At 65.6% G+C, this 19,483-nt stretch carries 16 protein-coding genes; 1 reads left to right on the top strand and 15 read right to left on the bottom strand.

Annotated elements, in window-relative coordinates; translation table 11 throughout:
* Positions 1–189: 189 nt before the first annotated feature.
* Positions 190–876, top strand: a complete 687-nt coding sequence (gene plsY, locus FBZ93_RS32445) for a glycerol-3-phosphate 1-O-acyltransferase PlsY (RefSeq protein WP_146991486.1) — start codon at positions 190–192, stop codon at positions 874–876.
* A gap of 47 nt (positions 877–923) precedes the next feature.
* Here the strand turns inward: plsY and FBZ93_RS32440 are convergent, their stop codons facing one another.
* The 15 genes from FBZ93_RS32440 to FBZ93_RS32370 all read right to left on the bottom strand — a co-directional run bounded on the left by FBZ93_RS32440 (position 924) and on the right by FBZ93_RS32370 (position 19,470).
* The gene (locus tag FBZ93_RS32440; protein WP_146991485.1) at positions 924–1,751 is read right to left on the bottom strand and encodes a cysteine hydrolase family protein; all 828 of its coding nucleotides are present in this window, start codon (positions 1,749–1,751) and stop codon (positions 924–926) included.
* 44 nt (positions 1,752–1,795) lie between these two features.
* Positions 1,796–2,719 carry an ABC transporter permease gene (locus FBZ93_RS32435; protein ID WP_146991484.1) on the bottom strand — a complete coding sequence of 308 codons (924 nt, stop codon included), beginning with the start codon at positions 2,717–2,719 and terminating at the stop codon, positions 1,796–1,798.
* Positions 2,716–3,825 carry an ABC transporter permease gene (locus FBZ93_RS32430; protein WP_246667742.1) on the bottom strand — a complete coding sequence of 370 codons (1,110 nt, stop codon included), beginning with the start codon at positions 3,823–3,825 and terminating at the stop codon, positions 2,716–2,718. Before FBZ93_RS32430 ends, FBZ93_RS32435 begins: the two co-directional genes overlap by 4 nt.
* Positions 3,818–5,371 (bottom strand): ABC transporter ATP-binding protein, encoded by a 1,554-nt coding sequence (locus FBZ93_RS32425; RefSeq protein ID WP_146991483.1) that lies wholly within the window; start codon positions 5,369–5,371, stop codon positions 3,818–3,820. Before FBZ93_RS32425 ends, FBZ93_RS32430 begins: the two co-directional genes overlap by 8 nt.
* 2 nt (positions 5,372–5,373) lie before the next feature.
* Complete coding sequence (locus tag FBZ93_RS32420; protein ID WP_146991482.1) at positions 5,374–6,363, bottom strand: BMP family protein; 990 nt, start codon at positions 6,361–6,363, stop codon at positions 5,374–5,376.
* A gap of 100 nt (positions 6,364–6,463) precedes the next feature.
* A complete protein-coding gene (locus FBZ93_RS32415; protein ID WP_146991481.1) occupies positions 6,464–7,909 on the bottom strand; it encodes a DUF1116 domain-containing protein in 1,446 nt (481 codons plus the stop codon).
* Positions 7,909–9,507, bottom strand: a complete 1,599-nt coding sequence (gene fdrA, locus FBZ93_RS32410) for an acyl-CoA synthetase FdrA (RefSeq protein WP_146991480.1) — start codon at positions 9,505–9,507, stop codon at positions 7,909–7,911. Before fdrA (FBZ93_RS32410) ends, FBZ93_RS32415 begins: the two co-directional genes overlap by 1 nt.
* 223 nt (positions 9,508–9,730) lie before the next feature.
* Positions 9,731–10,690, bottom strand: coding sequence for a carbamate kinase (gene arcC / locus FBZ93_RS32405; protein ID WP_146991479.1), 960 nt, complete (start codon positions 10,688–10,690; stop codon positions 9,731–9,733).
* 4 nt (positions 10,691–10,694) lie between these two features.
* Complete coding sequence (gene fdrA / locus FBZ93_RS32400; protein ID WP_146991478.1) at positions 10,695–12,203, bottom strand: acyl-CoA synthetase FdrA; 1,509 nt, start codon at positions 12,201–12,203, stop codon at positions 10,695–10,697.
* Entirely contained in the window at positions 12,200–13,450 is a 1,251-nt protein-coding gene (locus FBZ93_RS32395) for a DUF1116 domain-containing protein (RefSeq protein WP_146991477.1), read from the bottom strand. The genes fdrA (FBZ93_RS32400) and FBZ93_RS32395 overlap by 4 nt, the downstream gene beginning before the upstream one ends.
* Positions 13,451–13,460: 10 nt before the next feature.
* Positions 13,461–13,649, bottom strand: a complete 189-nt coding sequence (locus FBZ93_RS32390; protein ID WP_050420843.1) for a hypothetical protein — start codon at positions 13,647–13,649, stop codon at positions 13,461–13,463.
* Positions 13,650–13,866: 217 nt separating this feature from the next.
* Complete coding sequence (locus FBZ93_RS32385) at positions 13,867–14,760, bottom strand: oxamate carbamoyltransferase subunit AllH family protein (protein ID WP_146991476.1); 894 nt, start codon at positions 14,758–14,760, stop codon at positions 13,867–13,869.
* A gap of 60 nt (positions 14,761–14,820) precedes the next feature.
* Complete coding sequence (locus FBZ93_RS32380; RefSeq protein ID WP_146991475.1) at positions 14,821–17,355, bottom strand: branched-chain amino acid ABC transporter ATP-binding protein/permease; 2,535 nt, start codon at positions 17,353–17,355, stop codon at positions 14,821–14,823.
* Positions 17,352–18,227 (bottom strand): branched-chain amino acid ABC transporter permease, encoded by an 876-nt coding sequence (locus FBZ93_RS32375; RefSeq protein WP_146991474.1) that lies wholly within the window; start codon positions 18,225–18,227, stop codon positions 17,352–17,354. Before FBZ93_RS32375 ends, FBZ93_RS32380 begins: the two co-directional genes overlap by 4 nt.
* 40 nt (positions 18,228–18,267) lie before the next feature.
* On the bottom strand, positions 18,268–19,470 hold the full coding sequence (locus FBZ93_RS32370; protein ID WP_146991473.1) for an ABC transporter substrate-binding protein: 1,203 nt from the start codon (positions 19,468–19,470) through the stop codon (positions 18,268–18,270).
* Positions 19,471–19,483 lie beyond the last annotated feature (13 nt).

Genomic DNA, 19,483 nt, shown 5'->3' with positions numbered 1-19,483 from the left:
TGTCTCCGTCGCGGCAGCATGGCCGATCAATCGGCCTGTCAATCGCGGTATCTATCGCGCGGCCAGCCTATTCCAAAGGGCATTGAAGCGGGTAAGGGAATCCATCTCTCGTATCGACGGTTTCGGCCGCCGGATGGAGGTAGACTCGGGATGGCGCTTGCCTGACACTGCGGCATGGAGGGGACGCCTATGGTTTTCTGGATAGCAAGCGCGGCCGGGTTGGCGGCCGCCTATCTCTTCGGCTCAACGCCCGCGGGCTATCTGGCGGGGAAACTGCTCAAGGGCATCGACATCCGCCAGCACGGCTCCAGATCCACCGGCGCAACCAACGTCTTGCGAACCCTCGGCAAGTGGCCTGCGTTGGCGGTCCTCCTGGTGGATGTGCTGAAAGGCGCAGCTGCGGTCGCGTTTGCCCGCTGGTTCTATCCCTGGCTCTATACGTTGCCGTCGGTCACGCCACCGACAGCAATTGACCAGCAAACCTTGCTGCCTTGGGCGGTCTGCCTGGCCGGACTTGCCGTGCTGTTGGGACACAGCCGCTCGATCTGGTTGAATTTTACCGGTGGCAAATCCGCGGCGACGGGGCTCGGCGTGTTGCTGGCGATGTCCTGGCCGGTCGGCCTGGGCGCCGCCCTCGTCTTTGGCGTTGTGCTGGCAATTTCCCGGATTGTGTCGCTGAGTTCGATGTCGGCGGCGCTCGCTGCGATCGCACTGGTCTGCGCCATGGAGCAGCCGTTGCCATATCGGCTGCTGGTCATCGCAGGTGGTCTTTATGTGATCGTGCGCCATCGCGCCAACGTTCAGCGGCTGCTGGCGGGAGCGGAGCCACGCCTCGGATCAGGCGGACGAGGATCGAACGCGGCTTCGCAAACCTAGCGTGTGCACGCCTGCCGAGATCGCGAAGCCACGACTTCCACGGGATGTCACCGTTGCTGGATGTGCTCCTGAACGGCACCGATGACGTCGGACGAATGCGTCACGAAGCCGAAGCATTTCTTGACGTTGAACAGGGTTGCTTCGACGCAGAAGCCTGGTGAGGTCGTCGCGCAACAGTCCTCGACCAGAAGGCAGCCATAGCCCAGGAAATTCGCGTCGGTGAGCGAATGCAGCACGCATTGGTCGGTGTTGACGCCGGCAAACAGGATGGTCTTGGTGCCAAGATTGCGCAGGATGCTGTCCAGCGGCGTGTCCCAGAAGCCGCTGATCCGGTATTTGTCGACGTGAATGTCCTCGGGCTCCTGTTTCAGTTCATCGACAACGGCCGCGGCCCAACTGTCCTTCTGCAACACGCGCGCGCCGCTGCCCGGTAACGGCTCGCCAAGACCGATGCCGACGCCCTTCGGCTTGTACAAATGGAGCTGGTTGGGAGCCATGTTCTTGAGATCGGGCCGATTGCCCCAGTTCAGCCAAATGACGTGCACGCCGGCATTCCTCAACACCGGAAGCAGCTTCTGCAGCGGCTCGATCGGCGCCCGGTCCGGCGTGTGATCGAGGCCGAGATGGTCGACCCATCCGCCCTTCGCGCAAAAATCGTTCTGCATGTCGACGACGATGAGAACGGTGCGGTGCAGATCGACCGTCACCGTCTGAGGCTGCGCGTCGATCGTCACCACCCTGGGCGGCGGCGGCGCCATCGCCATGTTGACGTTGTTGTCGTCGACCAGCCATTTGTAGCCGGGAGCGGACCCAAGAGGATTGGCGGCGCTGGACGCAGCGGACTCCGCGGCTTTCGCTAACGTGGAACTCGTCATCGGATTTTCCTCCCTTGCTTATGCTTTCTTGAAGTCTGTTGCGATCAGCCGCCTCGTTCGAACGGAATGGTCAGCGCCGAGGGCTGTCTGCTCTTTCCGACGAAGCCCGCGATGGCGACCAGCGCCAGCAGATACGGCAGCAGCAACAGCAGCGCGACCGGCACGTCGAGTTGCAGCGCCGGCACCAAAAATTGCAGCGCGGTCGCAAAGCCGAACAGCAGGCACGCCGCCAGCGTGTACCAGGGATTCCAGCCGCCGAAGATCACGGCCGTGATCGCGAGATAACCCGCGCCCTTGGTCATGTTCTCGGTGAACGTATTGCTGTCCGCAACCGACATGAACGCGCCGCCGAGACCCGCCAGGATGCCGGCGTAGAGCACACCGAGATAGCGCGTCTTCGCCACGCTGATGCCGGCCTTATCAGCGGCGCGCGGATCCTCGCCGACCGCCCGCACCGCCAGCCCGAACGACGTGTATTTGAGGATCAACCAGGTCACGACGACCATCAGGATGCTGACATAGGCAAGCCCGGTCTGGTTCGCCAACGCTGGCCCGATCACCGGGATATGGGCAAGCCACGGCAGATTGAGCTGCGCGAAACCGGGAATCGGATCGCGCGACAGCGGGCCGAAGATCTCGCGGTAGAGAAACGTCGTTGAGCCCAGCGCCAGGATATTGAACCCGATTCCGACCACCAGTTGATTGGCGCGCAATGTCACGCTCAGCACGGCCTGGAGCGCGGCAACCGCGGTCGCGACCAAGACGCCGGCCGCGACGCCAATGAGCGGCGAGCCGGTCGCCCATGATGCCAGCGCCGCGGTGAAGGCCGACATCAGCATCATGCCGTCGAGGCTGAGATTGAGCACGCCGGCGCGCTCGCTCAGCATCTCGCCGGTCGCGGCGAAAATGATCGGGACCGCGAGGCGAAGCCCGGAGCCGATGAACACGGCCATTTGTTCGTCAATCATCGGGTCACCTTTCGGTTGGTGAGGATCGCGGAACCTGCAATGACAATGACGATCAGGCCCTGGCAGATCAGCACGACGGCCGACGGGACGTGCGCCGAGATCTCCATGTTGATCGATCCCGAGCGCAGGAATCCGAACAGCAATGCGCCGATCACGACGCCGACGGCCGAGCCGCGCGACAGCAGGCCGACGACCAGGCCGTCAAATCCGTAGCCCGACGAGAAATCGCTCGTCAGGTAGAATTGCTGGCCGAGGATCATGATCGCGCCGCCGAGACCACCCAGCCCGCCGGACACCGTCATCGCCAGGATCACGTAGAAGCTCGTCCGCATCCCCGCACGGCGGGAGGCCATCGCATTCAGGCCGACGGCGCGCAGCCGCAGGCCGAGCGAGCTGTGCCTGAGCACCAGCCACACCACCACCACCGCGATCGCCGCAATCAGCAATCCGATATGCAGCGGAGATCCGTTGTCTGGGAACAGCAGCGGCAGCTTGGTCGAATCAGGAATCTCCGCCGATTCCGGCAGCGACGACACATCGCTGATCGGCTTGCGCAGCAGGTGGAAGGACTCGACGGACCAGTACACCAGCGGCAGCGCGATGAAGCTCAGCAGCAATGTGCTGATCACCTCGTTGGTGCCGCGGGCCGCCTTGAGAACGCCCGCAAGGCCGCCCCAGATGGCGCCAGCCAGGGTTCCGACGGCGAGCGGCACGATGAACGCCAGTCCAAGCGGCAAGCCGCCGGCGCCGTGCAGGGCCGCTGCGGTCGCGAACATGCCGCCCATCGCGATCTGCCCCTCGCCTCCCACATTGGTCAGGTTGGCACGGCTGGCGAAGATGAAACCGAGACCGACCAGCGCAAGGCTGATGGCGCGATTGATCGACGCGCCGATGTTGAAATCGCTTCCCGCCATGCCGTCCCAGAAGGCTTCGATCGCCTCGATGACCGACGCACCTGTCGCAGCGATGATAAGCAGGCCAATGCCGAGCGCGATAATGGTCGATACCACCGGCACCAGGACCTGCAACGGCACGAGCTCGAGTCTGGCGCCCTGCGCGACCCGCGCCAGCTTCGGATTCTTCATGACCATGGCCAACCTAGACATGTGCGTGCCCCGACATCATCGCCCCGATCGCCTCACGGCTGAACGACCCGGCAGCGAGCTCGCCAACCAGCTTGCCGCGGTAGATCACCGCGATCCGATCCGACACCGCCATCAACTCCTCGAGCTCGCTGGAGATCAGAAGCACCCCGAGGCCGTCATCGCGCGCGGCACGGATGCGGTTGTAGACGGCCTCGATCGCCCCGACGTCGAGCCCGCGCGTCGGCTGCGCCGCGAGCAGGAACACCAGCGGATCGAGCGACAGCTCGCGTGCAAGCACCGCCTTCTGCTGGTTGCCGCCGGAGAGGCTCGCCATCGAAACATCCGGGCTGCTCGCCCGCACGTCGAAATCGCGCATCATCGCCTCCGCCGCCTTGCGCCGCGCCGACTTGTCGAGCAGGCCGAAGCGGCTGAACTTTCCGATCGCGCCGAGATAAAGGTTCTCGGCCACCGACAATTCCTTGATGCAGGCGACCGCATGGCGATCCTCGGGAACGATGCCGACACCCGCGTCGGTGATTTCCTGCGGCGTGCAGCCGCCGACCTGTGCCCCGCCGACGACGATCGCACCCGCGCTCGGCGCGGCGAGCCCAGCCAGGATCAGCCCGAGCTCGGTCTGGCCGTTGCCCTCGACGCCCGCGATCCCGACGATCTCGCCGGTGCCGACCGTGAGGCTCAAACCGTCGAGCCTCGGCACGCCGTGCGGGTCGCGGTACACGAGGTCCGAGATCTCGAGCACCGCCTCACCCGGCGACACCGGACCAGCGGCGCCTGAGGGTTTCGCCGGCGTCTTGCCTTCGATATCAACCGCCGCGGCCAGCACCGAGCCTGCCGACTGCACATCGCGGCCGACCATGGAGCGCACCAGCGAGCGGATGTCGGCGCCCTCCATCGCGACGGTTTCGATGATGCGGCCCTGCCGCAGCACCGTGGTGCGATCGGCGACGCGGCTGATTTCACCGAGCTTGTGCGTCACCAGGATCACGGATTTTCCGCGCAGCGCCACCTGGCGGCAGATCGCCAGCAGCGCATCGATCTCGTCCGGCTGCAGCACAGCCGTCGGTTCGTCGAGCACGAGCAGTTGCGGATCGCCGAGCAGGCATTTGATGATCTCGACCCGCTGCCGCTCGCCGACCGAGAGGTCCTCGATCCGCGCCTCGGGATCGATCTCGAGCCCGTATTCCGCCGCGAGCTGCTCCATCCGCACGATGATGTCCTGCGGCTTCAGCACCGCGCTGGCGCGGCCGAGCATCAGGTTCTCGGCCACGCTCATGTTGGGCACCAGGCTGAAATGCTGGTGCACCATCACGACGCCGCGCTGCAGCGCTTCCGCCGGGCCGCGCGGGTGGAACGGCTCCCCGCCCAGCGTCATCGTGCCGGCATCCGGCCGGTGCACCCCGAACACCAGGTTGCACAATGTCGATTTGCCGGCACCGTTCTCGCCAAGCAGGCAGTGCACCTCGCCGCGCTCGATCTGTAGCGAAATGTCGTCGAGCGCGGTGAAGGCCCCGAAGCGCTTGGTCAAGCCAGACAGTTCGAGAACAGCCACGGTCAACCCACCTTGACTTTGATCTTGTTCGACAGCAGGTCGTCCTTCAGCTCCTTGATCTTGGCCTGGATCTCGGGCGTTGCCGCCGTGCAGATCTCGATGTCCGCCGAACGTGGCCCCATGGCGAGGCCGAACTGCTTGTATTCGGGGTGCCACGTTCCGGCGACGGCCTGGTCGATGGCGTATTCGACCATGAACCCGATACCGCTCACCGTGTAGGCGACGTAGAGCGGGTTGTTGTCGGAGCAGTAGTTGGTATAACTCCCGATCATCTTGGTGCCCTTCTCGCGCGCCGCCTGCTCCATGCCGCGCACGCCGAGATTGAGGATGTTGTAGTGGACGTCGGCGCCCTGCGCGATCGCCGCAAGGGTTGCTTCCTTCGCCTTGGCCACGTCGTCAAAGTCGCCGGTGTAGGTCACGAAGCATTTGGTATCCGGCTTGACGTGCTTGGCGCCGTTGGCGAACTCCGTTCCGGTGTTGACGATGGCCGGAATTTCAAGACCGCCGACGTAGCTCACCGCACCGTTCTTCGACATCATCGCGGCGACCGCGCCGGCAATGAAGCCGATCTGGGCCTGCAGCACGTCGTATTGCGCGACGTTTTCGGTCGGCTGTCCGGTCGGGCCGACGATGGAGAACTTCACCTTCGGGAAGCGCTTGGCGACCTTGAGCACCGATGCCTGGGTCTGCCCCGCGGCGCCGATCACCATGTCGTTCTTGGTCGCGAGCGTGACGAGCGCCTGCTCCATGTCGGCGAACTTGACGTTCTCGATCGAGGTGATCACGACCTTGTTGCCGTGGCGCTGCTCGGCCGCCTTCATGCCGTTGTAGGCCGACTCCATCCAGCCATGGTCGGCCCGCGACCCTGGAATGAGAATGCCGATGCGGAGCGGCCTCGTCGCATCGTCGGCGAAGGCAAGCCGGCCTGATGAACCGATAAAGGCTGCCGAGAGCAGGCCAGTTTGCAGAAATGCACGACGGGTAGCGCTCATGTGTTTCCTCCTGTTCGTTCCCGGTGTTGCCACACTCTTTGTTGCGGCATTTTTGTATCGGCGGCGCGGCCGCGCCGTCAGTTTCAGAATCGAAACAATTTCATCTCGCGCCAGTCGTCGCCAAAGCGCCGACGGCATCGACGAAGCACTTCATCGGCGCCTGTACGACGCCGGCGCCGATGATCCCCATGCCCGGCTCCTTGTGCGCCGTTGCGGTGTTGATGACCGGCCGCATGCTCTCGTCCACCACCTTGCGGACGTCGATGCCGACCGGAGCTCCGATGAAGTCGAGCATCGGCAGAGTGAAGCCCGGATTGCGTCCGATCGTGACGTGCGCCATCTCGCGCGAATAGCGCAGGGCGTCCTGCGGCGTGCCGCCGACGAACTGGACCATCGCCGGAGCCGCCGCCATCGCGAACGCGCCGAGCCCCGCGGTCTCGGTGATCGCGCTGTCGCCGATATCCGGATTGGCATCTGCCTCGCTGAAGCCCGGCAGGAACAGGCCGACAGGAATATCGGCCGGACCGACAAACCACTGCCCGTCCAGTCCGCTGACCCTGATGCCGACATTGACGCCGTTGCGCGCCATCGCCGTCACGATGCTGCTGAACGGCACGCCGTGCGCGGCATCCATGGTCGCCTTGCACGCCGCCATCGACAGGCTCAGGAAGAACATGTCGTCCGCCCCGATCGTCCGCAGCGTCTCGTGAACGAGGTCGCGCGAGATCGAGGACTTGAGCAGCGATTCCGTGACGGCGCGATACAGCAGCAGGGTCGCGGCCGTGTTGCGGTTGTGGACGTCGTCGCCCATGTGCAGCGACTGCGACATCAGCGGCTTCAACGGCAACCCGCCGTCGATGCCGGTGACCGCGGCTTTCAGACATGGCGCCAGCACAGTCTCGATCAGCTTGAGGCCTTCGATCACCTCGGGCGCGAACGCGCCGAAACGCAGCGTCTTGGCGCCGCCGGATTCCATCATCGGCGCATAGGCGCGATTGCCTTTGGTCTTGTTCTCCACCACGAAGAGCGGCATCGAGGGCGAGATGATCCCGGTCATCGGCCCGACCGCGCCGAATTCATGGCACGGCGCGAAGCGGATGCCACCTGACGCGGCGAGTTGCTCGGCCTCTCGCGGGCTCGTCGCCCAGTTCTCATAGAGGATTGCGCCGAGCACCGCGCCCTTCATCGGGCCGCACATATCGTTCCACGCGATCGGCGGACCGGCATGGAGCAGCGTCCGGCCCATGTCCGGCCAGACCTCCGATGCATGCGCCGCGATGTCGACCCATACCGGCTGCGCGGTCAGGATCCGCTCGAGCACTTCGGCGTTGGCGCGATCGATCCGCGATCCCAAGCAATCCGCATCTGTGGTATCGCCGACCAGTTGCGCGAGGCTCCAGGCGACCTCGGGACTTCCGTCGCCGACCGGCTGCCATTGCAGACGCACCAGCGGCGCACCGCTGCTTTCGACGCCGCGATCGAGGTCGGAGGCGCCGAGGCTGATGACGGATGTCTTGTTCTGGAGCGTGGAAGGGGCTGCGTTCATCATCGTTCTCCACCCTGCATCACGCGGCGCGCCGTGGCGTTGTCGTCCGCCGCCATGCGGCTCGCGATGGCTTGCGCGGCACGGGCTGCGCCCGTGCTGCTGCCGACAAGCTCTGCACCGGCGTCCGCCAGCATGGCTTTCTGGGTCTCATAGGCCTGCGGATCGGTATCCGTGCCGCAGACGAAGCAGATCACGGGAAGCTCCCGCCCCTGCCCGCGCGCAGCGGCCTTCGCCCGGCGGATCGCCGGAGCCAGCATCTCTGCCGGATTGGGATGACTGCCGTAGCCGAGCACGACGTCCAGCACGATGCAGGCGACAGTCGAATCGTCTGCTTCCTTCAGCAGCCGCTCGATCCGCACGCCATGGTCGATCATCGGATGCGGACGTCCCACCGTGAATTCATCACTGCCGAGATCGATCGCGGTGTGCCCCTGGCTCGCTTCCACATCGGCTAGACGGTCCGCCTCGGCAAGCGGCGCGTTCGACCGGACCCGAAGGCCGGCGGCGCGCCAAATGGTCTGGGCCTCCGAGCAGAACGTTCCGCCGGAATAGAGCCCGCGCAGATAGCGCTGCGAAGGCGCCAGCGACGCACAAACCCGCGTTGCCAACGCTTCGATCGACTGTTCGTCACCCCCGGGTTGGCGCTCTCCCGCAAGCGCCACGGCCTGCCGCGCTGTCTCCTCGAGCGACGACGTGCGGTGAACATTGCCGGCGGATGCCGCCGGCTCGCCGCCGAGGAAGCAGATCACGACCGGCTTTCCGATCGCGCCGGCGCGCTCGATCACCCGCTTCTGCACATCGCCCGCAGGAGGCTTGGAGACGATGGCGACAACCTTGGTCTGCGCGTCGGCGGCCAGCAGGTCCAGGCCCTGCAACATGGTGATGCCGCCGACCTCGCTAGAGACGTCGTGGCTGCCGGTGCCGATGGCCTGCGAGATGCCCTGGCCATGACGATGGATCTGGCACATCACTTCCTGCAGGCCGGTGCCCGATGCGCCGACGAGCCCGATCGCGCCCCGCCGAACGACGTTGGCAAATCCGAGCGGCACGCCGTTGATGATCGCCGTGCCGCAATCCGGCCCCATCACCAGCAGGCCCTTCCGCGCCGCGACGCGCTTGATGGCCTGCTCCTGCTCGATCGGCACGTTGTCGCTGAACAGCAGCACGTTCAGACCTCGCCGCAGCGCCTTCAACGCTTCGGCCGCGGCGTAGGGACCCGGCACCGAGATCATTGCCAGGTCGGCATGATCGGCAATCGCGACGCCGCGGGAGATCGAGCGCGGCGGCGCGTCCGCCGCCGCTTCGGCCGATCCGCCCTTCGGCTCTTCACCGACGATCAGGGAATGGATTTCCTGCTCCGCGGCTGCGCGCTTTTCGCCCGCATCATCCGCCACAACGATCATGATATCGCCAGGCTTGGCGCCCTCGAGCGCCGGGCCCATCAGCCCGGCCTGCTGCAGGAATTCCTTGTTGCTGCGCGTTCCCATCAGCAGCGTGACCCGCTGCACGCCGGTCCGCGCGACCGTGACCTGCGAGATCCGCATCAACGACACGGAATCCTTGTAAAGGTTCGCCTTAATGCTGGATTGGATGGCCATGGCCCTGTCGTTCCCTTGAATCCCGCAGGCTGCTTGTTGGTCTTGTGCTTGAGCTTCGGCCGGCGGCCGGCTCGATTGCCTGATCGGTTGAGGCGCCGATGCGACGTCTCAACTGTTTCTGCGGGCGCCATTGCGGCCATGAAGATCGAACCGCAATCTTGCTCGACACTCGGTACGGATTGACGCAGGTGGATATCCCGCCGATGCGCCAATATCCCGGTGGTTATTGAATGACGTGCGTCCCAGTCTCGCCCCGCAGCGCCGCCATGGCGCAATCGAGGTGACTGATGATCGCACGCTTGCCGCCGCCCTCGAGAAACCGGATCGCCGCATCGACCTTGGGTCCCATGCTTCCGGGAGGAAAATGTCCTTCGCGGTGGTAGGCCTTGATCTCCTCGAGGCTGACCTGATCCAGGTCCCGCTTGTTCGGCTTGCCGAAATTCACTGCGACGCGCGGGACCGCGGTCAGGATCAGCAACTCCTCGATGCCCAGCACATTCGCGATATGGGCCGATGTCAGATCCTTGTCGATCACCGCCGGCACGCCGGTCCGTACGCCCTTCGCATCACGGACCACGGGAACGCCGCCGCCGCCTCCCGCGATGACGATCGTCCCCCGCTTGACCAATGCGTCGACCAGCGAGATGTCGCAGACATGCTTGGGCTTCGGCGACGGCACGACATGACGCCAGCCCCGCCCGGAATCCTCGCGCATCGCCCAATTGAGCTCGGCGCTGATCTTCTTGGCCTCGTCCTCGGAGAAGAACGGCCCGACGAACTTGGTCGGATTCTTGAACGCGGGATCGTCCCTGTCCACCTCTACCTGGGTCAGCAGGCTTGCCACATGCCGCTGGTTGCCCTGTTCGCGCAGCGCATTCTCGATCGCCTGCATCAGGAGATAGCCGATGCCGCCCTGGCTGTGCGCGACGCAGATGTCCATGTCCATCGGCGGAATCCGGCTCATCGTCAGCATCTGGCGCATCATGATCTTGCCGACCACCGGGCCGTTGCCGTGGGTGATGACCAGCTCATTGTCGAGTTGCGCCAGCGGCAGCAGCGCTTCCGCGGTGATCTGCGCGACCGACTTCTGCTCTTGCGAGGTGCCCCTGATATCCTCGGGGTGAACCGCATTGCCGCCGATCGCGACCACCAGGCGGCGCGGCACATCGTTGAGTGTACGCATTTCCTTACCTCCCGGCATTCTGGACGATGGCGACCGCAAGCTCGCAGGCCTGCGCGTTCGACGGCGCAACGATGAATCCGGCCTGCTCCAGTTTCCTGATCTGCGCGGAGCGCCCTTGCGGATCCTGCTCCGTACCGACGACGGACGCGACCAGGACAGGTGCATCCGGTCCTCGATCGGCGGCGATCTTCGCCAGATGCTCGGCGGGATCGGCATGCGCGCCATAGCCGAGCACGAGATCGAGCAGGATCACCGAGAGATCGCGGTTCTTGAGCGCGGCGCGCAACGCCTCGTCGCGCACGGACGGATCGATCATCGGGTGCGGCCGGCCCCGGGTATATTCGTCGTCGCCGAGGTCGATCAGCCGATCCCGTCCGCCGCTCGGCTCGACGCCGAGCTTGAGTACGCCGGGGATGGCGGCATTCGACGCCACCTTCCGGCCGGCGGCAGCGAGGATCACCTGGGCTTCGGCACACAACGTTCCGCCGGCGAACAAGCCCTCGATGCCGCCCCGACCGCTGCGCGGAAGCCGTGACGCGACAGCGTTCGCATCGAAGTCCGCACCGATCTGGTGGTGTCCCAGTGCCAGCTCCGCCGCGCCCTTCAGCGTCGGCGAGAAGCGGGCGTTCGGCGGAAGCTGGACCTCCGACGCACCGATGAAGCACACGGTGTATGACTTCCGGCTTCTGCCGATCCGTTCAAGGACGGACTTCGCGACATCGGGATGCGGCGGCTTCGAGATCAGCACCACGTGGTCGGTTTCCGGATCGGCATCGAATGCATCGATCGCCATCAGCGTGGTGATGCCGCCGATATCCTTCTTCAGATCGCGCCCGCCGACCCCGATGGCGTGGGAGATCCCCGCGCCGGCTTCCGAGATCAGGCACGAAATCTCCTGCGTTCCGGTCCCCGACGCGCCGACGATGCCGATCCTGCCGCGCGTGAGCTTGTTGGCGAACGCCAGCGGCGCGCCGCCGATCACGGCCGTTCCGCAATCCGGTCCCATCATCAGGAGGCCGGCCGCTCGCGCCTGCTGCTTGAGCGACAATTCGTCCTCGAGGGACACGTTGTCGCTGAACATCAGCACATGCAGGCCGCGATTGAGCGCCTTGCGCGCCTCGGCAGCGGCGAATTCGCCGGGAACGGAGATCAGCGCAAGATTGATCTCCGGCCTGGCCTTGACAGCGGCAGCAATCGAGTGCGGCCGCCAGGCGGCTTGCGCCTCACCCTGGGTCTTCGGCTTGTCGAGCGACTTGATCGCATTGTCGAGGGCTTCGCGGGCGGCGGCCTCGGACTCGGCCTTGACCGCGATCACGAGGTCGTTGCCCTTGATCGCAGAGCCCTCCTCCAGCAACCCCGCATTGCGCATGATCGCCGCGTTCGACGGCGTTCCCATCATCAGCGCCGCCTCGATCACGCCGGGCGAGCCGGCCACCTCGCGCGACAGCCGCATCAGCGCAACCGAGTCGAGATAGAATCCCTTGCGGACCTCGTTCAGGACGACGACGTTCATGACACACCCAAATCCTTGGCGATCGCGACGATCGCTTGCTGGAAGCACGCTAGCGGCGCCTTGACCACGCCGGCACCGACCTGGCCGATGCCGGGCTCGCGATGCGCGATGCCTGTGTTGATGACCGGCACCACGCCGGAATCGACGACCAGGCGGATGTCGATGCCGGTCGGCACGCCCGCGAAATCCATCGCGGCAATGGTCCATTCCGGATTCTGCGCAACGGTGATCTCGCCCATCGAGCGGGTGAAGTTGCCGGCCTCGGACGGCGCGCCGGCACCGACGAAGCCTGCAACGGCTGGCGCCGCCGCCATCGCAAATCCACCGAGGCCGATCGTCTCGACGATGGCGGAATCGCCCATGTCCGGATTGGCGTCCTTCTCGGAATAGCCGGCGAAATACAGCCCTTCCGGCATTTCGACCGGCGCGGTGAACCATTGCTCGCCGAGCCCAGAGACGCGGATGCCGAAATCGGTGCCGTTGCGGCACATGGTGGTGACGATGGTCGAACCGCGAATGCCGTTGGCGGGATCGGTGATCGCCTTGCCCATCGCCATCGCGATGTTGAGGAAGAACTGATCATTCTGGCCGATGAACGCGAGGCATTCGGCGAGCACGGCGTTGTCGGTCGAGGTCCGCGCCATCCAGGGCGCGATCTCGCGAAGGAAGACGCTCGAGCAGGCGAGATTGCGCTGATGCAACTCATCGCCCATCGACAAGCCTCGCGCAACGATCGATTTGAGATCGACGCCGCCCGCGGCGCGGATCGCCTTGCCCAGCGTCGGCCCGAACACGTCGCGCAGCCAGGCGAGCCGCTTCAGCACACTCGCGTCGTTGCCGCCGAAGCGCATCACCTTGCCGAGCCCCTCGTTGATCGCGCAATAGGCACGGTTGGAGAAGCGCGCATTCTCGACCACGAACAACGGCATCGACATCGTCGTCATGCCGGTCATCGGGCCGACTGCGCCAAAGTGGTGGTTCGGGTGAAACTCGATCTCGCCGCTGGCGGCGAGCTTGGTCGCCGTCGGCAGATCCTGTGCCCATCCCTCGAACACGATGGCACCGGCGACCGCGCCGCGCATCGGGCCGCACATCCTGTCCCAGGAGATCGGGGGTCCGGCGTGGAGGATCATCCGTTCGCGCAGGCCCGGGATCAATTGACGGGCGGGAACGATGTCGATCAGCCGCGGCTCTCCTTCGAGGATCCGTCCGAGCGCCTGCTGGTTTGCGTCTTCGATCAGCTTCATCGGTGCGCCCTCACACACCGAGCTTCGCGAGCAGGGCCGCCATCTGCGGATCGCCGCCCGCCGACGGCTTCCAGTCGACGTGAACGACGCCGATGTCGCAGTCGCGGAGGTCCTTCACGAACCCCTCAAGCCCGACATTCACGACCTCGACCTTGCGCGCCAGCAACTGCTGATACTGCGGCCTATCCTGATCCGTCATCGTCTCCGCCCTAAAGTTCGTTTTCGTTTTGTCGAGCTAATAAGAAAACACTTACTTAGTCAAGACCGATTTCTCGGGAAATGCGAAATCTCTCTTCGCTGTCCCTTCGTCGATTTGGCCCGGACGGAATCCCGCTAAAAAAATGCTCCGAACTTCGTTCGGAGCAGTTTGGGAGAACTCAAAACTTGATCGATAGCGGCATCATCGTCCGCGAAGTTCATGCCGCAAGTTCATGGCGCAGGACGATCAAACTGCCCGCGAATGCATCCAGTCCGGATGTATGCCCGATCGCCGTGAGGGCCGTGAGCGCGCGACGAAATCCGGCGCCCTCGCCGCTCATCGTTGCATGAATGGCGGCGTGCAGCGCTGCCGCGCCGTAACCCAGCGCGGCCGCCCGCAAATGGATTCGGCTGATGTCATTGGTGCCGTCGAGCAGCGCACGGCATTGTTCCCACAATGCATCGCGGCATTCGGTGCGCCCCAGCGCAGCCAGCGCGATCAGCGCGCCGCCGATCAAATCGTCACCGGACGGCGTCAGCCCCGGCCCGAGACCGATCAAGCTGCCAAGTCCTGCGTCCCGATCCGCATCGGGATCCGAGCCCGACAGGATTCGCTCCAGCGCGGCGAGACCGGGCATGGCAGCGCGAACGAGCAGAGACGCATCGCCCGGAACACGTCCGGAGCCGAGCACGGCGAGGCCTTCCGACGTTAGCTTATCGACCCACACCGTATCGACCGCATCAAGCCCGCGTTGCAAGCTGCCGACCGACCAATGTGGTGCGGCGCGCGGCGCCCAGATCGTCCGCGAGGCGAGATTTGCCAGCGGCACGCCTGCGATCCACAGCATGGAGTCGGCGACCCGCACGGGATCGCCGACCACAAGTCGCGGCCATCGGAAATCGCCGAGCACGTGCAATGGACCCGATCCGATGCCGGCCTGTCCGACGCAAATCCAGATCCCGTCGATGACGGCGTAGAACGAACGTTCGAACACGGCGACGACCTGCCCCGCGGCGCGATCGCGAAGCGCCCGGTCGGCAAGCAGCCCCACTTCGACACGATCACAGACGGTCGGTGCGGACCCGGGACGCCGCTCGTCCGGTGCGCCCATGCGACCGGCCTGCCTTCCTTCAGCTTCGCGGCCTCCGACCAACATCCGCCCTCGCCTCCCTCAGCGTGCCTGCGCCGCGAACCGCTGCGCTGCGCCGGCCTGGGCCTCGCCGCCCAGATAGGCCGCCTCAAGCAGCGGATCCTCGGCGATGATGTCGGCGGCGCCGCTCTTCAGGATCGCGCCGGTCTCCAGGAGATAGGCCCGGTCGGCCAACGCGAGCGCATGGCCTGCCATCTGATCGACCACCATGATGGTCATGCCCTCACTGCGCAGCCGCTCAAAGGATGCAAACAGTTCATCGACGACGAGCGGGGCGAGACCGAGCGACGGCTCGTCCAGCATGAAGATCTTCGGCCCGGTCAACAGCCCGCGCGCCACCGCGAGCATCTGCTGCTCGCCGCCGGACAACAGGCCGGCACGCTGGTCGATGCGCTCCTTCAGCCGCGGGAAGCGCACGAACATCGCCTCGATCTCGGCATCGAGGTCGAGGCCCTTGCGCGCATAGGCGCCGAGCTCAAGATTCTGCTTCACCGTCAGTTCCGGAAACACCTGCCGTCCTTCCGGCACCAGCACGACGCCCGAGCGGGCACGAACATGCGCAGGCATCGTGTCGATGCGCGTCTCGGCGAGCCGGACTTCGCCGGTGGATCGCGGCGGTTCGAGCCCTGCGATCGACCGCATCAGGGTGGTCTTGCCGGCGCCGTTGGCGCCGAGCACGGCAACCGCCTCGCCGGGCGCGACCACCAGATCGATCCCGTTCAGGGCGCGCGACAGGCCATAGAACGAGTCGAGTGCCTTGACCTCGAGTGCAGTGCCCTGCCGCACCGGCCGCGGCGCACGGCTCTTCTCGCCCGACGTGGCATCGCCCAGATAGGCCTTGCGGACCGCCGGATCGTTGCGGATCGCCATCGCATCGCCGATCGCGATGCGCTTGCCGCCGTCGAGCACGACGATGAGATCGCTGAGCGACATGATCATCGGCATGTCGTGCTCGACGATGATGACGGCGATCCCGAGATCGGCGATCCGCCGCAACAGCGCGGTCAGGCGCTGCTTGTCGCCCTTCGAAAGGCCCGCCGCGGGCTCGTCGAGCAGCAGGATGCGGGGCCGCAGCGCGAGCGCGCGCGCGATCTCGACCAGCCGCTTCTCGCCATGCGACAGCGAATCCGCAAGCCGGTCGACGTCGCCGTCGACGCCGGAAAAGCGCAGCAGGAACCGGGCGAACCCCTCGGTCTCCGCGTTGCGCAACGCAGAGACGATGCCGCCGAGACGGCCGACCCGCTCGGCGAGCAGGATATTTTCCAGGATCGTGAGCGAGCCGAACAACTGCGTGGTCTGGAAGGTGCGCGCCACGCCGACCCGCGCCAGCAAATGCGACGTCATGCCCGTGACATCGCGATCGCCAAGCATCACCGTTCCCGCCTGCGGCCGGTAGAAGCCGCAGAGCAGATTGAGCGCGCTGGTCTTGCCGGCGCCGTTGGGGCCGATGATGCTGGTGACGGCACCGGGCGCCGCCTTGAACGAGACGCCTTGCACGGCGCGCACACCGCCGAACGAGATCGAGAGATCGGTCACGTCGAGCCCGGCCGCGTTGTGCGTTTCGAGGATCGCCGCATCGGCAAGCGCCGGCGCGATTGCGGACTCGGCCCCGGGCTTGCGCGCCGGCAGGAATTTTGCCGCGAGCTGCTCCGCGAGCCCGACGATGCCGGAGGGCGCGGCGCGCAGCACGACGAACAGCAACACGCCGAAGGCCAGCAGGCGATACTCCGCGAGGTCCGACAGCGCTTCCGGCAGCAGCACGACCAGCGCGGCGCCGATCACCGGGCCGAGCACCGAGCCGGCGCCGCCGACCATCACGCCGAACAACAGCAGCACCGATTGCAGGAACGGAAACGAGCTCGGGCTGATATAGCCCTGCAGCGGCGCGAACAGCGCGCCGGCCAGCGCCATCGCGGCCGCCGAGATCACGAAGGCCACGGCGCGCACATGCACCAGATCGATGCCCAGCGAGCGCGTCGCGACCTCGGTATCGCGGGCCGCGCGCATGGCATAGCCCCAGCCGCTGCGCTTCAACCGCTCGAACAGGAAAAGGCCGGCAAACACCAGCACGATGCCGGCGATGGCCAGCGAGCGCTCGGACAGCGCGTAGCCGAACACGCTCGGTGGCGCACTCAGCATCAGGCCGTTGCCGCCGCCGGTGAGATCGCGCCACTCGATCGTGACATGTTCGACGATGAAGCCAAACGCAATCGTCACCATCGCCAGATACGGCCCGCGCACGCGCAGCGCCGGCAGCGCAAGCAGCCCGCCGACGATGCTGACCAGCACGATGGCGCCCGCCGTCGCGGCGAGGTAGGGCCAGCCGGCCTTCTCCATCAGCAGCACCGTGGTGTAGGCGCCGATCGCCATGAAGCCGATATGTCCGAGCGAGATCTGGCCCGCGAGGCCGAGCAGGACGTTGAGCCCGATGCAGGCGATCGCGGTCAGCGAAATCGTCGCAATCAGGAACACCGCGTAGCTGTCCGCGACCGCGGCATAGCCGATGGCAATCGCGAACGCCGCGGCCGCGATAAGAAGAGAGGCGCGAGAAATCATACCTTCTTAACTCCAGCTCGGCCGAGCAGCCCGTGCGGCATGATGACGAGGATGACGATGACGGAAGCGAACGTGATGATCTGGGTGTAGACCGACCCGAGATAGTTGGTCGCGAACACCTCGATCAGGCCAAGGCACAGTCCGGCCAGCATGACGCCCCAGGCGCTGGCGAGACCACCGATGATCGCGGCGGCGAACGCCTTGATGCCGAACAGCGTGCCCATCTCCGAGGAGACATTGAGCAGCGGCGCGATCAGCAGCGCGGCGACGCCCGCCAGCATCGCCGACACCGCGTAGCTCGCGGCGATGGCGCCGCTGACATTGATGCCCATCAGCCGTGCGGCATTGGGATTTTGCACCACCGCAAGCATCGCGACGCCATGCCGCGTGCGGCGGCTGATCAGATGCAGCGCCAGGGCAAGCAGCAGGCCGACCACGGGAATCAGGAGCTGCAGCGGGTAGACCCCTGCCCCCTCCACGATCTGGATCGGCTTGGCCGCGAGCACCGACGGGAAGCTGCGCGGCTCCTTGCCGAACACGAACAGCATCACATTGTCGACGATGATGCCGACCGCAACCGTCGCCATCAGCCAGTTGTCCGACCCGCGCTGCACGAACGGACGAACCGCGAAGCGTTCGATCAGAACGCCGTAAACCGCGCAGACCAATAGCACCGCGGGGATACCGATCGCGACCGGCCAGCCCCACACGACGAGGAAGAAGTATCCGGCAACGGCCCCCAGGGTCATCGAGCTGCCCTGCGAGAAATTGACCGTGCCGGACACGGCGTAAGTGACGTGAAAGCCCAGCGCGAGCAGACCGTACATGCTCCCCAGCGCCATTCCGGTTATTACCGCCGAAAGAAACGACATCGATGATCACCCCGATCTACTTGCTGGACGACCGCTGCCGTCAGTTCTTGAACGGCAGGATGTGGTTGTCTTCGAAGTGGGCCCAGATGTAGTCCTGCGCCGTCAGCGCATCGTGCTTGTTCTGGGCGAACGGCTTCTCATAGGTCTTGATCAGGCCTTCCAGCCTGTCGATCCCGTAGAAGCCGTCACGAATGGCGGTCGGATCCGTGCTGCCGGCCTTCTGGATCGCGCCGGCGATCACCTGCACGCTGTCATAGGCATTGGCGAAGCCGACCGCAGGCGTCACGTCCGCGGGCCCCTTGATATCCGGATACTTCGCCTGCAACTCGGCGAGCACGCGCTTGCCGACCGGCGAGAGGTTGCCGAAGAAGCTGTAGGTCTGGACGAACACGACGCTCTCGGCGCTCGGCCCGGCGAGCTCGGTGAAGCGGCCGCCGGCCGGTCCCCAATGCGACACGATCGGCGGCGCCCAGCTCATCCGGTCGAGCGATTTCACCACCTGCGAGGACGGACCGACATTGCCGACCAGGAACAGCGAGTCGGCGCCGGCCTGCTTGAGCCGGGACAATTGCGCGACGACGTCAACGTCGTTCGCCTCGAACTTCTCGACACCGGCCGGTTCGATCCCCGCCGCCTTCAGCGCGGCGCGCAGGCCATGCTCGTTCGATTCGCCCCAGGGATTGTTGACGAGGATGAGGCCCGGCTTCTTGGCGGCGAAGGTCTTGCCGGCGAACGCAACGATCGCCTTGTCGACCTCGTCGTCCATCGCCGAGACGCGGAACACATAGTTGGACGCAGCTCCGTTCTGCGTGATGTTGGTTCCGGCGGCCCATGGCACCACGAACGGCATCTTGACGTTGTTGACGAACGGCACGATCGCAAGCTGGACCGGCGTGTCGAGACCGCCGAGCAGCACCGCGACCTTCTCGCGCTGGATCAGTTCGCGCGCGGCGGTCAGCCCCTTCGCCGGATTGCTCTCATCGTCACGGCGCACCAGCTCCAGCGGACGGCCGAGCACGCCGCCCTTCGCATTGATCTCCTCGATCGCGATCGTGGCGCCGCGGGTCAACGCTTCGCCGGCGCGCGCCGACTGCCCCGACAGCGCCGTGACCAGGCCGATCTTGATCGGGTCGGCAGCCCGCGCCCGCTCCGCAAGCGGCAGCGAGCCGATGAGAATGGCGAGCGCGCCCTGCAAGACAACGCGGCGGCACAGCCCGGTAATGGGGGTACAAGCGTAGCTCATTTCTGCAATTCCT

This window comes from Bradyrhizobium macuxiense, from assembly GCF_007993935.1.
GTDB classification, from domain to species: Bacteria; Pseudomonadota; Alphaproteobacteria; order Rhizobiales; family Xanthobacteraceae; genus Bradyrhizobium; species Bradyrhizobium macuxiense_A.
Note: the sequence above shows the minus strand (reverse complement) of the source record. Positions and strands in the feature narration are given on the sequence as shown.

Coding starts and splice junctions, on each gene's coding strand:
- FBZ93_RS32385 (WP_146991476.1), bottom strand. CDS start 14,760: ATGGGCGCACCGGACGAGCGGCGTCCCGGGTCCGCACCGACCGTCTGT.
- plsY (WP_146991486.1), top strand. CDS start 190: ATGGTTTTCTGGATAGCAAGCGCGGCCGGGTTGGCGGCCGCCTATCTC.
- FBZ93_RS32420 (WP_146991482.1), bottom strand. CDS start 6,363: ATGAGCGCTACCCGTCGTGCATTTCTGCAAACTGGCCTGCTCTCGGCA.
- FBZ93_RS32430 (WP_246667742.1), bottom strand. CDS start 3,825: ATGTCTAGGTTGGCCATGGTCATGAAGAATCCGAAGCTGGCGCGGGTC.
- FBZ93_RS32395 (WP_146991477.1), bottom strand. CDS start 13,450: ATGAAGCTGATCGAAGACGCAAACCAGCAGGCGCTCGGACGGATCCTC.
- FBZ93_RS32435 (WP_146991484.1), bottom strand. CDS start 2,719: ATGATTGACGAACAAATGGCCGTGTTCATCGGCTCCGGGCTTCGCCTC.
- FBZ93_RS32390 (WP_050420843.1), bottom strand. CDS start 13,649: ATGACGGATCAGGATAGGCCGCAGTATCAGCAGTTGCTGGCGCGCAAG.
- FBZ93_RS32415 (WP_146991481.1), bottom strand. CDS start 7,909: ATGAACGCAGCCCCTTCCACGCTCCAGAACAAGACATCCGTCATCAGC.
- FBZ93_RS32375 (WP_146991474.1), bottom strand. CDS start 18,227: ATGTCGTTTCTTTCGGCGGTAATAACCGGAATGGCGCTGGGGAGCATG.
- FBZ93_RS32370 (WP_146991473.1), bottom strand. CDS start 19,470: ATGAGCTACGCTTGTACCCCCATTACCGGGCTGTGCCGCCGCGTTGTC.
- fdrA (WP_146991478.1), bottom strand. CDS start 12,203: ATGAACGTCGTCGTCCTGAACGAGGTCCGCAAGGGATTCTATCTCGAC.
- arcC (WP_146991479.1), bottom strand. CDS start 10,690: ATGCGTACACTCAACGATGTGCCGCGCCGCCTGGTGGTCGCGATCGGC.
- FBZ93_RS32380 (WP_146991475.1), bottom strand. CDS start 17,355: ATGATTTCTCGCGCCTCTCTTCTTATCGCGGCCGCGGCGTTCGCGATT.
- fdrA (WP_146991480.1), bottom strand. CDS start 9,507: ATGGCCATCCAATCCAGCATTAAGGCGAACCTTTACAAGGATTCCGTG.
- FBZ93_RS32440 (WP_146991485.1), bottom strand. CDS start 1,751: ATGACGAGTTCCACGTTAGCGAAAGCCGCGGAGTCCGCTGCGTCCAGC.